Source organism: Flavobacterium sp. 103 (genome assembly GCF_003096795.1).
Taxonomy (GTDB): Bacteria; Bacteroidota; Bacteroidia; order Flavobacteriales; family Flavobacteriaceae; genus Flavobacterium.
Window position 1 is genome coordinate 4,226,992 of record NZ_QENX01000001.1, and the last position, 14,804, is coordinate 4,241,795.

Annotated in this window: 12 protein-coding genes and 2 tRNA genes; 10 read left to right on the top strand and 4 right to left on the bottom strand. The window is 34.3% G+C overall.

Features of this window, described 5'->3' with window-relative positions:
* Positions 1 to 97: 97 nt before the first annotated feature.
* A tRNA-Tyr gene (locus C8C85_RS17955) sits at positions 98 to 178 on the top strand.
* Positions 179 to 258: 80 nt separating this feature from the next.
* Complete coding sequence (locus tag C8C85_RS17960; RefSeq protein ID WP_116798246.1) at positions 259 to 1,704, top strand: amino acid permease; 1,446 nt, start codon at positions 259 to 261, stop codon at positions 1,702 to 1,704.
* Positions 1,705 to 1,756: 52 nt separating this feature from the next.
* Here the strand turns inward: C8C85_RS17960 and C8C85_RS17965 are convergent, their stop codons facing one another.
* Positions 1,757 to 2,446: an SIMPL domain-containing protein gene (locus tag C8C85_RS17965; protein WP_116798247.1), complete on the bottom strand. Its 690-nt coding sequence runs from the start codon at positions 2,444 to 2,446 to the stop codon at positions 1,757 to 1,759.
* A gap of 31 nt (positions 2,447 to 2,477) precedes the next feature.
* Positions 2,478 to 3,116: a rhomboid family intramembrane serine protease gene (locus C8C85_RS17970; protein WP_116798248.1), complete on the bottom strand. Its 639-nt coding sequence runs from the start codon at positions 3,114 to 3,116 to the stop codon at positions 2,478 to 2,480.
* A gap of 120 nt (positions 3,117 to 3,236) precedes the next feature.
* Here C8C85_RS17970 and C8C85_RS17975 point away from each other — a divergent pair, with 120 nt between their 5' ends.
* A complete protein-coding gene (locus C8C85_RS17975; protein WP_116798249.1) occupies positions 3,237 to 4,112 on the top strand; it encodes a lysophospholipid acyltransferase family protein in 876 nt (291 codons plus the stop codon).
* 91 nt (positions 4,113 to 4,203) lie between these two features.
* A complete protein-coding gene (locus C8C85_RS17980; RefSeq protein WP_116798250.1) occupies positions 4,204 to 5,082 on the top strand; it encodes a lysophospholipid acyltransferase family protein in 879 nt (292 codons plus the stop codon).
* Positions 5,083 to 5,211: 129 nt separating this feature from the next.
* Here the strand turns inward: C8C85_RS17980 and C8C85_RS17985 are convergent, their stop codons facing one another.
* Positions 5,212 to 6,699 carry an aminotransferase class V-fold PLP-dependent enzyme gene (locus C8C85_RS17985; RefSeq protein WP_116798251.1) on the bottom strand — a complete coding sequence of 496 codons (1,488 nt, stop codon included), beginning with the start codon at positions 6,697 to 6,699 and terminating at the stop codon, positions 5,212 to 5,214.
* Positions 6,700 to 6,976: 277 nt separating this feature from the next.
* Here C8C85_RS17985 and C8C85_RS17990 point away from each other — a divergent pair.
* Positions 6,977 to 7,050 (top strand) — tRNA-Pro (locus tag C8C85_RS17990).
* A 41-nt stretch (positions 7,051 to 7,091) separates the two neighbouring features.
* On the opposite strand, the gene glmM is transcribed toward C8C85_RS17990, so the two are convergent.
* A complete protein-coding gene (gene glmM, locus C8C85_RS17995; protein WP_116798252.1) occupies positions 7,092 to 8,480 on the bottom strand; it encodes a phosphoglucosamine mutase in 1,389 nt (462 codons plus the stop codon).
* A 274-nt stretch (positions 8,481 to 8,754) separates the two neighbouring features.
* Between glmM and C8C85_RS18000 the strand changes: the two genes are divergently transcribed.
* From C8C85_RS18000 to C8C85_RS18020, 5 genes are all read left to right on the top strand, one after another.
* Positions 8,755 to 9,339 carry an ACP phosphodiesterase gene (locus C8C85_RS18000; protein ID WP_116798253.1) on the top strand — a complete coding sequence of 195 codons (585 nt, stop codon included), beginning with the start codon at positions 8,755 to 8,757 and terminating at the stop codon, positions 9,337 to 9,339.
* Positions 9,336 to 11,021: a gamma-glutamyltransferase gene (gene ggt, locus C8C85_RS18005; protein ID WP_116798254.1), complete on the top strand. Its 1,686-nt coding sequence runs from the start codon at positions 9,336 to 9,338 to the stop codon at positions 11,019 to 11,021. The genes C8C85_RS18000 and ggt (C8C85_RS18005) overlap by 4 nt, the downstream gene beginning before the upstream one ends.
* Positions 11,022 to 11,033: 12 nt before the next feature.
* Positions 11,034 to 12,716 (top strand): gamma-glutamyltransferase, encoded by a 1,683-nt coding sequence (ggt, locus tag C8C85_RS18010; RefSeq protein ID WP_116798255.1) that lies wholly within the window; start codon positions 11,034 to 11,036, stop codon positions 12,714 to 12,716.
* A 110-nt stretch (positions 12,717 to 12,826) separates the two neighbouring features.
* Entirely contained in the window at positions 12,827 to 13,495 is a 669-nt protein-coding gene (locus C8C85_RS18015) for a DNA alkylation repair protein (protein WP_116798256.1), read from the top strand.
* Positions 13,496 to 13,642: 147 nt separating this feature from the next.
* Positions 13,643 to 14,803, top strand: coding sequence for a serine protease (locus tag C8C85_RS18020; protein WP_116798257.1), 1,161 nt, complete (start codon positions 13,643 to 13,645; stop codon positions 14,801 to 14,803).
* Position 14,804: the final 1 nt, after the last annotated feature.

Consider the following 14,804-nt stretch of genomic DNA (forward strand, 5'->3'; position numbering starts at 1 on the left):
ATAATACTAAAATAAAGTGCAAAAAAAGTTTGTAAAACTAAAAACAGTCTCTATATTTGCACCCGGATAACGCAATAAGCGTTACCAAATAAGGCCTGGGGAGATACTCAAGCGGCCAACGAGGGCAGACTGTAAATCTGCTGTGTGAACTTCGCAGGTTCGAATCCTGCTCTCCCCACAAAATCGCTTCAAGTAATTGAGGCTTTTTTTTTATCTAAAAATCTACTATATCCGTATAGTTTATATAATTTATTTATTATGCTAAAAAAATCAATTGCGGCTTTAAAAATTGAAGCAGCGAATACAGGAGAAAATTCATTAAAACGGAGCTTAGGAGCTCTTAATTTAGTTGCCATTGGAGTCGGAGTAATTATTGGTGCAGGTCTTTTTTCATTAACCGGAATTGCGGCTGCAAATAATTCTGGCCCCGCTGTAATACTATCATTTGTTATAGCAGCTGTTGGTTGTGCATTCAGTGCTTTGTGCTATGCCGAATTTGCTTCTATGGTTCCTGTCTCGGGAAGCGCCTACACTTATGCATATGCAACTCTGGGAGAACTTTTCGCCTGGATTATCGGATGGGACTTAATCCTAGAATATTCGGTTGGTGCTGCGACGGTTGGAATAAGCTGGTCACAATATTTGGTAAAATTTCTAGAAAAATTCGATATTTTCATTCCGCCCCAATTGGTTTTATCACCATTTGAAACCGCCACATTAGCCGATGGAAGTATTGTTCGTGGTATTGTAAATTTACCTTCTATTTTAATTATTGCCTTAATTACTTCTATCATCATTCGTGGCACAAAAGGCTCTGCCCTATTTAATGCAATAGTTGTGGCATTAAAAGTAGGTGTAGTGATTGTTTTTATCGCTTTGGGTTGGCAATACATTGATCCTGCAAATTATCACCCTTTCATACCAAATAATACGGGAACATTCGGAGAATTTGGATGGTCTGGAGTTTTACGAGGAGCCGGTGTGGTTTTCTTTGTCTTTATAGGTTTTGATATTGTAGCAACAATGGCTCAAGAAACGAAAAATCCGCAACGTAATATGCCTATCGGAATACTTGGATCTTTACTTGTTTGTACAGTTCTTTTCATCCTATTTGGTTATGTGATGACAGGATTAGCTAATTACACCGAATTTAAGAATAGTGCAGCACCAGTTGCCATTGCTATAGCAAATACACCTTATGAATGGTTAGGAATTGCTGTAATTTTAGCCATTTTAATTGGTTATACTTCCGTTATTCTAGTTGATTTATTGGGACAATCACGTGTATTTTATTCGATGAGTAAAGATGGATTGTTGCCAAAAGTTTTCTCAGAATTGCACCCTAAGTTCAATACACCTTATAAATCAAATATTGTTTTATGCATTTTTATAAGCCTTTTTGCAGGATTAGTTCCAATAAGCATTGTGGGTGAAATGACCAGTATTGGTACTTTATTGGCTTTTGTAATGGTTTGTTTAGGAATTTTAATACTTAGAAAAAAAGAACCCAATTTAGAACGTCCTTTTAAAACACCATTCGTTCCCGTTGTTCCTATCTTAGGAATTATTACTTGTGTTGTTATGATGGTTTCTTTACCATTTGATACTTGGTTGCGACTTTTTGTTTGGTTGGCCATTGGCTTTATAATCTATTTCTTTTATGGCAAGAAAAGAAGTAAACTTCGAAACGAAACTAAATCATAAAAAAAAGTGCTTGAATTTTCAAGCACTTTTTTTATAATAAATGGATATGATTTTATTCCAATTTAAAACTTACACTAACATTGGCTATAATCTCGATTTCACCAACAGCCATGGTTTGTCTTGGAGCAGCATTATCAGATTCAACAGACATTGATTTCATTGCATATACGGGTTGTGGATAATACGTTTGTGAATTATCCGTAATAGTAAACCCTGCTCCTACTTTTTGCCCTAAAACCGACACATAGTCATCAGCTTTCAATTTAGCATCTTTCATGGCTTGTTTGCGAGCGTCAGATTGGTATTGAGCCAACTTTGATGATTGAAAAGTTACATTGTCAATACGATTGATTCCTTGATCAACCAAGCCTTCCATTAATTCGTCATATTTTGATAAATCTCTCAAAAGAATCTCGATGGTTTGCGTAGCATTATAAGTATGTTTCTTTTTTTCATAATCATATTGAGGATTCAAAGAAACTCTTTTTGTTTTATAATCTGCAGGAGCCAAATTCATGCTTTTTACCAATTTTAGAACAGCCTCCATTTGTTGGTCATTTTGCTTTTTAACTTCTTTGGCATTTGTACCTTTAGTTTCCACTGTAGCCAAAATGGTAACTTGATCAGGGACTACTTTGATTTTTCCTTCACCTGATACATTTACTTGGGGAATAGGTTTGATTTCTTGGCTGTGTGCCAAAACAGTAAATAGACAGATAACAAACAAGATCGATTTTTTCATAATATTGATTTTTAAAGATTGAAATTAAATTTTAAAGTTTACCCATTTTTGCCATTGCAAAAAGAATTACAATAGGAATTGCAAGCAAAACGGTCATTAAAGCATGTTCTTGTATTAATTCAGGATTTCTCAACAGAGTAATCAAGTAGCCTCCCATAGCCCCTCCAAAATGAGCTGTATGGCCAATGTTGTCATTTTTGGATCGCATTCCATAAATTGAATACAACAAATAAATGATACCAAATAAATAAGCTGGAATTGGAATCACAAAAAACAGGCCTAACATCATATCAGGCTGCAATAATATAGCAGAATATAAAACTCCCGTTACCGCTCCAGATGCTCCTACAGCTCTATAACTATACTCATCTTTGTGAAAAAGCATCGTTAATAAACTGCCAAAAATCAAACTGCCGAAATAAACCATGATAAATGAAACATTACCTAAATAATTTGTGACAACAGGAGCAAAGAAATAAAGAGTAAGCATATTGAACAATAAATGAGTCATATCAACATGCAGAAATCCAGAGGAAATCATTCGGATTTGTTCTCCGGCGCGAATACTGCCAACATGGAATTCATATTTTCTAAAAAAAGAAAGATCGTTAAATCCTTTATAACTTATTAATACATTGGCGACAATAATTCCAAGCAAAATGGCATTCATAAAATGTAGGTTTTTAAAATTTAGTGTAAATCTACTTAATATTATAATTTGTCCTAATAAAGAAATCATAAACTATTTCCCTATGAAATTTAAAAAACTATATTTGGGGAAATATATCAAATGAAATACATTGTTTACCTAATTGTTTACCCTATTCTATGGTGTATTTCAATCTTACCTTTTCGCTTACTCTATCTTTTTTCAGATTTTGTTTACATAATAGTTTATCGACTTATTGGTTATCGAAAAAAAACAGTACGAAACAATTTAGCGCTAACCCTACCCCACTTATCTGATAAAGAACGATTGGTCATAGAAAAAAAATTCTACCACCACATGTGTGACATGTTTCTGGAAATGATAAAAACGATGACTATTTCCAAAGAGGAAATATGCAAAAGATATGTTTTTACAAATTTTGAAGTCTATGCAGAGCTTGAAAAACAGGAAAAAAGTATAGCCATTATGTGTGCTCATTACGCCAGTTATGAATGGGTTGTGTCAATGAACTACTTCACAAAATTTCACGGCTACGGAATTTACAAACAAATAAAAAATCCCCATTTTGATAAATTAGTTCATTCCATTCGTTCTAAATTTAATGCAACTTTGATTACTACCAAAGAAACAATACCCACAATTATAACGAATAACAGAAATAAAAAACTGTCGGTATATGGTTTTGCGAGTGATCAATCTCCAAAGGAGAATAGCGCCCATCATTGGACAAAATTTATGGGAATTGAGGTGCCAGTACACACAGGTGCTGAAATGCTCGCTAAAAAATACAACATGAATGTTGTTTTTCTTAAAACAAAAAAAGTAAAGCGCGGTTATTATGAGGCAACTTTAGAAGTGCTATCAGAAAACGCAAGTGAAGTCCCTTGCTATGAATTGACCGATTTATTTTTGAAAAAAGTTGAAGAGCAAATTTATGAATCTCCAGAATATTATTTATGGACTCATAAAAGATGGAAACATAAACGATTGCTATAAAAATGGACTAAAAGCGTAAAATTAGTAATTCTCAAATTTCAAACAATTCTGAAAAAGATTATTTAATTATATTTGCATTAAATTTTAATAAATGCAATACCTCATATATTTAGTAGCCTATCCAGTAATTTGGGTAATTTCGATGCTTCCCTTTCGACTATTATATTTATTTTCTGATTTTGTTTATTTCATCGTGTACCGAGTTATTCGATATCGTAAAAAAACGGTTCGTGAAAACCTTATCCTGGCATTACCCCATTTATCTGACCAAGAACGATTGATTGTAGAAAAAAAATTTTACCATCATATGTGCGATATGTTCCTTGAAATGATAAAAACAATGAATATTTCGAAAGAAGAAATTTGCAAAAGATTTGTTTTTAAAAACATTGAAGTTTATAAACAACTTGAAAAACAGGGAAAAAGTGTAGCTGTTATCTGTTCGCATTATGCCAGTTACGAATGGATTATATCAATGAATTATTATTCGGATTTTGTAGGGTACGGAATTTACAAACAATTAAAAAATCCCTATTTTGACAAATTAGTCCGTAAGATTCGCTCCAGATTTAATGCCAAATTAATCACGACCAAACAGACGGTCCCGACGATTATAAATAATAATAAAAATAACATATTGGCTTTGTATGGTTTTGCCAGTGACCAATCACCTAAAGCAAAAGGGGCGATGCATTGGTCAAAATTTATGGGAATTGAAGTCCCTGTTCATGTAGGCGCCGAAATGTTATCCAAAAGATACAATATGAATCTGGTTTATCTCAATACCAAAAAAGTATCACGAGGTCATTACGAAGCGACCCTTGAAATTCTTTCTGATAACCCTAAAGAGGTTCCAAACTTTGAACTCACTGACCAGTATTTGAAGCTTTTGGAAAAACAAATCTACGAAGCCCCAGAATTCTATTTATGGACACATAAGAGATGGAAATACAGAAGAGATAAGATTTAAGACTGCAGATTTTAGAATTAAGATTTCAGGAATTTGATTCAATAAAAAATCACTTATTCAAGACAAGCTGTTTTGATTAAGTGATTTTTTTTTAAACGTAGAATCTTATCATCTTAGTTTCTTGGCTTCTTATAAAGAAAACCAATCATGAACTAGTGTATCTTCAATTGCATGAGCGTTTTTGTGTAAGAACTCATTGGTGTCTTTATTATAATCATAATCCAATGCCCAATTTTTATGATTTTCGGCAAGAGATTTAATGCTGTTGCAAACATATTCAATTTCGGCCTTAGTGGTTGTTGGATGTATTGACATCCTGATCCAACCTGGCTTTCTGATTAAATCTCCCAAACTAATTTCATCAATCAGTTTGTTTGAAGCTTCTTGGTCCACGTGCAACAAGAAGTGGCCATAAGTTCCAGCACAACTACAACCGCCACGAGTTTGGATTCCGAATTTATCGTTCAATAGTTTTACACCTAAATTAAAGTGCAAATCTTCTATAAAAAATGAAATTACTCCCAACCTATCGTGATGTTGTCCTGCAAGAATCTTGATATTTGGAATATTTCCCAATGAATCAAAAACATATTCCACAATTTCGTGTTCGCGTTTGAGAATATTTTCAATTCCCATTTGCTCTTTCAATTGAATAGCCAATGCTGTTTTGATCACTTGAAGAAATCCCGGAGTACCGCCGTCTTCCCTATCTTCTATGTTATCAATATATTTATGTTCTCCCCAAGGATTGGTCCAAGAAACCGTTCCTCCACCTGGACAATCAGGTACCATATTATGGTATAATTTTTTATTAAAAACCAAAACTCCAGAAGTTCCCGGCCCACCCAAAAATTTGTGAGGAGAAAAGAAAATAGCGTCCAAATATGATTCAGAATCTTCTGGATGCATATCTATTTTTACATAAGGACCAGAACAGGCAAAATCCACAAAGCAAACCCCGTTGTGCTGATGCATTAGTTTAGCAGCTTCATGGTAAGGCGTTTTAATACCGGTTACATTAGAACATGAAGTTATAGAGGCAATTTTGTATGTTCTGTCTTTGTATTTATCTAATAAAATAGCAAGATTAGCGATACTAAAAAGCCCTTCCTCACAGGAAGGAATAACTTCTACATCTGCAATAGTTTCAAGCCATGAAGTTTGGTTGGAGTGATGTTCCATGTGCGAAATAAAAACAATTGGTTTTTTTTCGGCTGGAATATTGATATAATCTTTTAGATTCTCCGGTACTTTTAAGCCTAAAATGCGTTGAAATTTATTTACTACACCTGTCATACCGGTTCCATCCGTTATCAAAACATCGTCTGAATTAGCATTTACATGACGCTTAATAATGTTACGGGCATGGTGGTACGATTTGGTCATTGCTGTACCTGAAACGGTAGTTTCGGTATGAGTATTGGCAACAAAAGGTCCAAACTCATTCATCAACTTTTCTTCGATCGGACGATACAAACGACCACTGGCCGTCCAATCTGTATAGATAATTTTTTGAGCCCCATAGGGAGATTCAAATTCTTGGTTAATTCCAATAATATTATCTCGAAATTGTTGAAAATATTGTTCTAGTTGAGTTGTTACTTTAATTGAAGCCATTTCATTTTAATTTGGCACCAAATATATTGTTTTTTGATTAAAATATAAACATTCCAATCTTTTCATTTTTGAAAGTATTTCAAGTGTAAAAGCAAACTATTATCATTTTCAACTTGTATAAGTCACTAATTTTAGGAATAATACAAAATATGATCTTGAAAATTCGTACATTAAATATTGGATATTCTAGTAATAAAACTTAATTATGATTGCAAACAATCCGAATTATAATTTTCTTTTTTTTCGATAAAAAAATATATTTGCAATCGAAGATACCCGGGATGTAGCGCAGCCAGGTAGCGTACTAGCATGGGGTGCTAGGGGTCGCTGGTTCGAATCCAGTCATCCCGACAAGGCATAAAAAAACCGACTTACGAGTCGGTTTTTAGTTTTTATATTCCAGCTATTGCTTTTATTTCGTCGATAATTCGCAAGGCCAAATCATCTGCCAATTTCTGACTGGACGCCTCGGTATAAATACGAATAATCGGTTCGGTGTTTGATTTTCTTAAATGCACCCAATTATCGGCAAAGTCAATTTTGACCCCATCAATTGTGGTAATATCTTCATTTTTGTATTTTTCTGTCATCGCCACAAGAATCGCATCTACATCAATTTGTGGAGTCAGCTCAATTTTGTTTTTGCTCATATAATATTCTGGATATGAAGCTCTCAATGCCGAAACTGACATTTTTTTGTTCGCCAAATGAGTCAGGAATAAAGCTACACCTACCATACTGTCACGCCCATAGTGTGATTCTGGGTAAATGATTCCACCATTACCTTCGCCCCCAATAATCGCATTGTTTTTCTTCATCAATTCCACGACATTCACCTCACCTACTGCGCTGGCTTCGTAGCTTCCGTTGTGTTCGTTGGTCACATCACGCAGTGCACGAGAAGATGACATATTCGAAACCGTATTTCCTGGAGTTTTACTCAAAACATAATCGGCACAAGCCACCAAAGTATATTCTTCACCAAACATTTCACCGTCTTCACAAATAAATGCCAAACGATCTACATCTGGATCAACGACTACTCCCAAGTGTGCTTTTTCCTTTACCACCAACTCCGAAATATCTGTTAAGTGTTCTTTTAAAGGTTCTGGATTGTGAGGAAAATGTCCGTTGGGCTCACAGTATAATTTTACTACTTCAACTCCCATCAATTCCAATAATTTTGGAATAATAATTCCTCCTGAAGAATTCACGCCATCCACAACTACTTTAAATTTAGCAGCTTTTACAGCTTCAACATCTACCAATGGCAAGTTCAATACTTCATCGATATGGATATCCATATAGGCATCATTTACAGTAATTTCGCCTAAACTGTCCACATCTGCAAAGTCAAAAGCTTCGGCTTCGGCAATCTCAAGGATTTTTTCTCCTGCAGCACCACTTAAGAATTCACCTTTCTCATTCAGCAATTTCAATGCATTCCATTGTTTTGGATTGTGAGAAGCTGTCAAAATGATTCCACCATCTGCTTTTTCCAATGGAACAGCAATTTCAACTGTTGGCGTAGTAGAAAGACCTAAATCTATTACATCAATTCCTAATCCTATAAGTGTATTGATAACCAAATTATGAATCATAGGCCCCGAAATACGGGCATCACGACCAACTACAACTGTTAGTTTATCTTTTTTTGAATAGTTTTTCAGCCAAGTTCCATACGCCGAAGCAAATTTTACGGCATCAACCGGAGTTAAATTATCTCCTACTTTCCCACCTATAGTTCCTCGAATTCCGGATATTGATTTTATTAAAGTCATTGTGAATTATGATTTTTGATTAAGGATTTTTAATTGCAGATTTCCATTTTGCAATTCAAAATTTGAATTATTTTATAGGGACAAATATAAAAAAGTTTATGTCTTTATTAAGAAGAAAATTGCAAAAGGAATTGAATTTTGGACTACTATTTCTTTTACTAAAGGGTTTACTGTTTTTTTATATCTTTATCAAACGAAGATAGACTACAAACATCTTCAGACTTGATTTAAAAAGCGAAAATCAGAAATCCTTAATCTTCAATCAAAAATCCCAATGAACTTCCTAGCCCACATTTATTTATCTGGAGACAATGATTTGATAAAAATCGGAAACTTTATGGCGGACGGAATTAGAGGAAAACAATTTGAAACTTATCCCCCAGAAATACAAAAAGGAATTATTTTGCATCGATTTATTGATACTTACACTGATGCTCACCCCGTTTTTAGAAAAAGCACCAAACGATTACATGAAAAGTACCATCATTATGCTGGGGTAATTGTAGATGTCTTTTATGATCATTTTTTAGCCAAAAATTGGAGTAATTATTCGGATGAAAATTTGGTAAATTTTACAAATCGTTTTTATCAATCTTTACGTGACAATTATGATTTTTTATCTGAAAGAACCAAAGGAATGATGCCTTATATGATTGAATACAACTGGCTGGTAAGTTACCAAACTGTAGAAGGAATCAATAGGATTCTGACACAAATGGACAGTCGAACCAAAAATGAATCTAAAATGCGATTCTCATCTGCTGAACTAATTGAATTCTATACCGAGTTCGAACACGAATTTATCACATTCTTTGAAGACGTAAGAATACATTCAAAACAAAAATTAATGACATTATGAAAAAAATAATATTCTTAGCTGCAATACTGTTCTTAAGTTGCAAATCGAATGAAAAAATAGTTGAACCTACAGGTCTGGTGACTTCGAAAGCTATGGTCGTTTCGGCTAGAGAAGAAGCATCCAAAATTGGTGTTGAAATTTTGCATAAAGGCGGAAATGCTTTTGATGCTATGGTTGCCACCGAATTGGCTTTGGCGGTAAGCCATCCACAAGCAGGAAATATTGGCGGTGGAGGATTTATGGTTTTCAGAAAATCCAATGGCGAAACAGGCGCTTTGGATTACAGAGAAAAAGCACCTTTATCAGCATCAAAAGATATGTATCTCGATGAAAAAGGAAACGTTATTGAGGGTAAAAGCACCGAAACAGCTTTGGCTTCAGGAATTCCCGGAACAATTGCCGGGGTATTTGAAGTACATAGAAAATATGGCTATTTGCCTATCAGCGAAATTTTAAAACCTGTAATTGCTTTAGCAGAAAGAGGCGTTGTAGTTACCCAATTTCAAGCACAAAGTTTAGCAGAATACAGAGCTTCATTTATAGAAGCAAATGGACCAAATAGTTTGTTTTCGAAAGTATATAAAGTTGGTGATACCATTAAATATTTGGCTTTGGCAGAAACATTGAAACGAATTTCAAAAAATGGGGCAGCTGAATTTTACAAAGGTGAAACTGGACAGAAATTAGTTTCTTTTATTACAAAAAAAGGAGGTCTTTTTACTCTTGATGATTTGGCTAAATACCAAGCAAAATGGAGAACGCCAATTACTTTTAAATACAAAGATTTAAAGATAATATCGATGTCTCCTCCAAGCAGTGGTGGTATTTGTTTGAACCAAATTATGAAAATGATTGAACCTTTTGATCTTGCCGAAATGGGTCATAACAGCATGAAAGCGATTCAGGTAATTACCGAGGCTGAAAGAAGAGCCTATGCCGATAGAAACTATTTCTTAGGCGATCCTGATTTTGTAAAACTTCCAATGAAAGAGTTACAAGACTCAACTTATTTAAAAAACAGAATGGGTAATTTTTCATTTGATAAAGCCACAAAATCTTCAGATGTTGCTCACGGTACAATTCAAGGTTATGAGAGTAAGCAGACAACCCATTATTCTATAGTTGATTCCAAGGGAAATGCGGTTTCGGTAACTACAACTTTAAATGATAATTATGGTTCTAAAATTTATTGTGATGAATTGGGTTTCTTTCTAAACAATCAAATGGATGATTTTAGTGCAAAACCCGGAGTACCCAATTTATATGGTCTGACAGGAACTGAAGCCAATAGCATTGCTCCCGAAAAAAGAATGTTGAGTTCGATGTCTCCAACTATTGTTGAGAAAAACGGAAAACTTTTTATGGTCGTTGGAACTCCAGGAGGATCAACTATCATAACTTCGGTTTTACAAACTATTTTGAATGTTTACGAATTTGACTTGAGCATGCAAGAAGCCGTCAATGCTCCACGTTTTCATCATCAATGGCTGCCTGATGAAATTGTTTTTGAGCCGAATTCTTTCTCAAAATCTTTATTGGATGATTTAAAAAAGAAAGGCTACATTATCAATGAGAAAAACAACCAGATTATTGGAGAAGTTGATGCTATTTTGGTGCTTCCAAGTGGCAAATTAGAAGGTGGTGCTGATAAAAGAGGAGATAATAATGCATCTGGATATTAATCGATTTTAAAAATGAAAAAATTATACATTCCAATACTATTTATCTGTTTAAATAGTTTTGCGCAGACAAACACAACAGTCAAAGGTCTTATTGCTGATAAAGCTATGGTCGTTTCGGCACGGGAAGAAGCTTCCAAAATTGGAACAGAAATTATGCAAAAAGGCGGAAATGCTTTTGATGCTATGGTAGCCACAGAATTGGCTTTGGCGGTCGCCTATCCGTATGCGGGAAATCTTGGAGGGGGAGGATTTATGGTATTTCGAAAAGCAAATGGAGAAATTGGTTCTTTAGATTATAGGGAGAAAGCACCTTTGGCTGCATCCAAAAATATGTTTCTAGACAAAGATGGTAAAGTAATTAAAGGAAAAAGTACCGAAAGTCCGCTTGCTATTGGAGTTCCTGGAACTATAGCAGGTGTTTTTGCTGTTCATAAAAAATTTGGCTCAATGCCAATGTCCGAAATTTTGAAACCCGTTATTGCTTTAGCCAAAAGAGGAGTTATTGTTACTAAAAAACAAGCAAACCGTTTGAGTGATTATCATGATGAACTGGTTAAAATAAACGGAACAAGTTCATTATATTCTACTTTATACAAAGAAAATGACACCATAAAATATCCAGCCTTGGCATCCACTTTGAGAAGAATTTCCCAAAATGGGCGAAATGAGTTTTATAAAGGCCAAACTGCAAAAATTTTGGTCAAATACCTTAAAGAAAAAGGCGGAATTATTACGATGAAAGATTTGGCAAAATACGAAGCCAAATGGAGAACTCCCCTATCTTTTGCATATAAAGATTTAAAAATAATTTCGATGGCACCTCCAAGCAGTGGTGGTATTTGTTTGGCACAGATTTTAAAAATGATCGAGCCTTATGACTTATCCAAAATGGGACATAATTCGGCTGAATCGATTCAATTAATTGTAGAAGCCGAGCGCCGTGCCTATGCAGACAGAAGTTATTTTCTTGGTGATCCCGATTTTGTGAAAATTCCTTTGAAAGGATTGATGGCCGATGATTATTTAAAACAAAGAATGTCTAGTTTTAATGTAAATAAAGCTACTTTATCATCTGAAATTAAGGAAGGAAAAGTAACTTATAATGAAAGCACCGAGACTACCCACTACTCTATCGTAGATCAATTTGGGAATGCAGTCGCGGCAACCACAACTTTAAACGACGGTTATGGATCCAAGTATTATTGTGATGAGTTGGGCTTTTTTTTAAATAATGAAATGGATGATTTCAGTGCCAAACCTGGCGAACCCAATATGTTTGGATTGGTCGGAAATGAAGCCAATAGCATAGCTCCGCAAAAAAGAATGCTGAGTTCCATGACACCCACAATTGTAGAAAAAGACGGTAAATTGTTTATGGTCGTTGGTTCCCCTGGAGGATCTACCATTATTACTTCGGTTTTGCAAACGATTCTGAATGTTTATGAATACAATTTAGGCATGCAAGAAGCAGTAAACGCTCCAAGATTTCATCATCAATGGTTGCCGGATGTCATTACATTTGAGCCCAATACTTTCGACACAAACACTTTTGAAAAATTAAAAGCCAAAGGATATATCATCAATGAAAAAACAACGCCTGTAATTGGAAAAGTAGATGCCATTTTGGTTCTCCCTGATGGCAAAATTGAAGGAGGTGCTGATTACAGAGGTGATGATAAGGCTGCAGGGTTTTAGATTGCAGATTTTAGAATTTAGATTTCAGTTTATCTATTTAATTTTGGAATTTAAATTTTCTCATTGTCATTGAAATTGGCATTGCTATTGCCATTGAATTTTTTATTATTATGAATTTTATTCCTTCTTTAGAGAAAGCTTTTACAGAAAACAGCAATACCGAAAATGCTGTTGCTATGTCAAAATACATGAAAAATAATTTTCAGTTTTTCGGAATAAAAACAGAGGAAAGAAGACGAATTTTCAAAACTATTTGGACCGAAAACCAAAAAGAAGTTTCCGACAATCCAAGGGAAATTTCTTTGTTTTTATATTCGAAAAAAGAAAGGGAGCTACATTATTGCGCCCTAGAAATTTTGATAAAAAATCTAAAAGATAATTATATAAAAGAGGATATTCAGCTTATCGAAAAACTTATAATTACAAACTCTTGGTGGGATACTGTTGATGTTATTGCTAAATTCCTTTTGGGCGATTATTTGCGTAAATTCCCTTTAGAAACTGATGCTGTCATTAGTCGTTTTTCAAACTCCGAGAATATGTGGTTGAATCGAAGCGCTATTCTTTTCCAGCTGGGTTATAAAGAAAAAACAAATTTTGATTTATTAAAATCAATCTGCGAGAAACATAAAACTTCAACTGAATTTTTCATTCAAAAAGCCATTGGTTGGGCATTACGAGAATATGCCAAAACAAATCCCGAAGCAGTAAATGATTTTGTATCCGTTTCCAATCTAAAAAAAATGAGCGAAAAAGAAGCTTTGAAAAATATAAAATAAATAAGCATGTTTTTATTCTTGAAATAAACACAATGACTTGATTTGCAAAATCTTATATATTTAAGTAAAAATTGTTTCAATTTAAATAAACCAGCATATAATTAGTACGTTTTGTTTTACTAAATTTGCTTTCAAAAAATTAGCAAAATGTCAGAAAATCAAACTTCAGAAGAAAATAACAATACAAATCCATTGCAAACCAATAACAAAGCAAGAAATAAAAAAATAGCATTAATTATTGGCGTACTATTTGTTCTGGGGTTAATCATAATTCCAAGAGTTTGGGCCAAATTCAATAAAAAAGAAGTTGTCTGCCTTAATAATCAAACTCAGATTTATGAAAAATACAAAGATGCTGTTGTACTTGTCAAACATACATACGCTTTGCAAATTTCAATCAAAGGCTCTGAACCTTTTCAAATTGCTGTTGACGATAGTTCATTGGGAGAAAAAACAATTTCTGGAACAGGATTTTTTGTATCTGAGGATGGAAAAATAGTTACCAATCATCACGTTGCCGAACCTTGGAAATATACCGAATCTAAAAATGAAGATTTTGGCGATTTAAAAGACCATATCGCATCTATTTTACCTGATTCCATTGATAAAAAAGACTATAAAACTTATCTTGAATCACACTGGAATGACTATTACGATGAAGAAGGCGAAGGAGATTATTCTGAAGAAGAAGCTGCTGCAGAAAACAATGCACCTATTGCAAATGTTGATTCTTCGAGTGTAAATAGTGAAGTAAATGATTTGATAGCAGATAATAAAACAGAAGAAAAAGCTGTAACTAGCCAAATTACATATACAAACCTTGAGGATATCAAAATCGTTCCTAAAACAGTTGAAATTAGCATAGCGCTACACGGTTCAAAAGACAATTGGTTACAATGCAAAGTATTCAAAATAGCCGACGGAGATGAAGTTGATGTTGCCGTTTTGCAATTGATAAGCGAAAGTTTGCCAGCTTCGGTTTCGGATATAGTTGATTTAGACGATGCCGTAAAAGATGATGCAAGCATCAAACCGGGAACCAATGCCATTTTGATTGGTTATCCAATGGGATTACAATTGGCGAACACGCGCAGAGGGATAAAAGTGCAAGTTTATGAGGGACAAATCAATAAAGAATCAGACGGTGTTAGTGTACAGTATAACGTAACTTCTACTCATGGCGCGAGTGGTTCTCCTGTATTTAACGAATGTGGTCAACTTATTGCAATCAACTATGCAGGCTATGATGAAGCGCAAGGATATAATTTTGGAATTGTTGCCAAACACGCTATGTCTTTGATGGAATAGT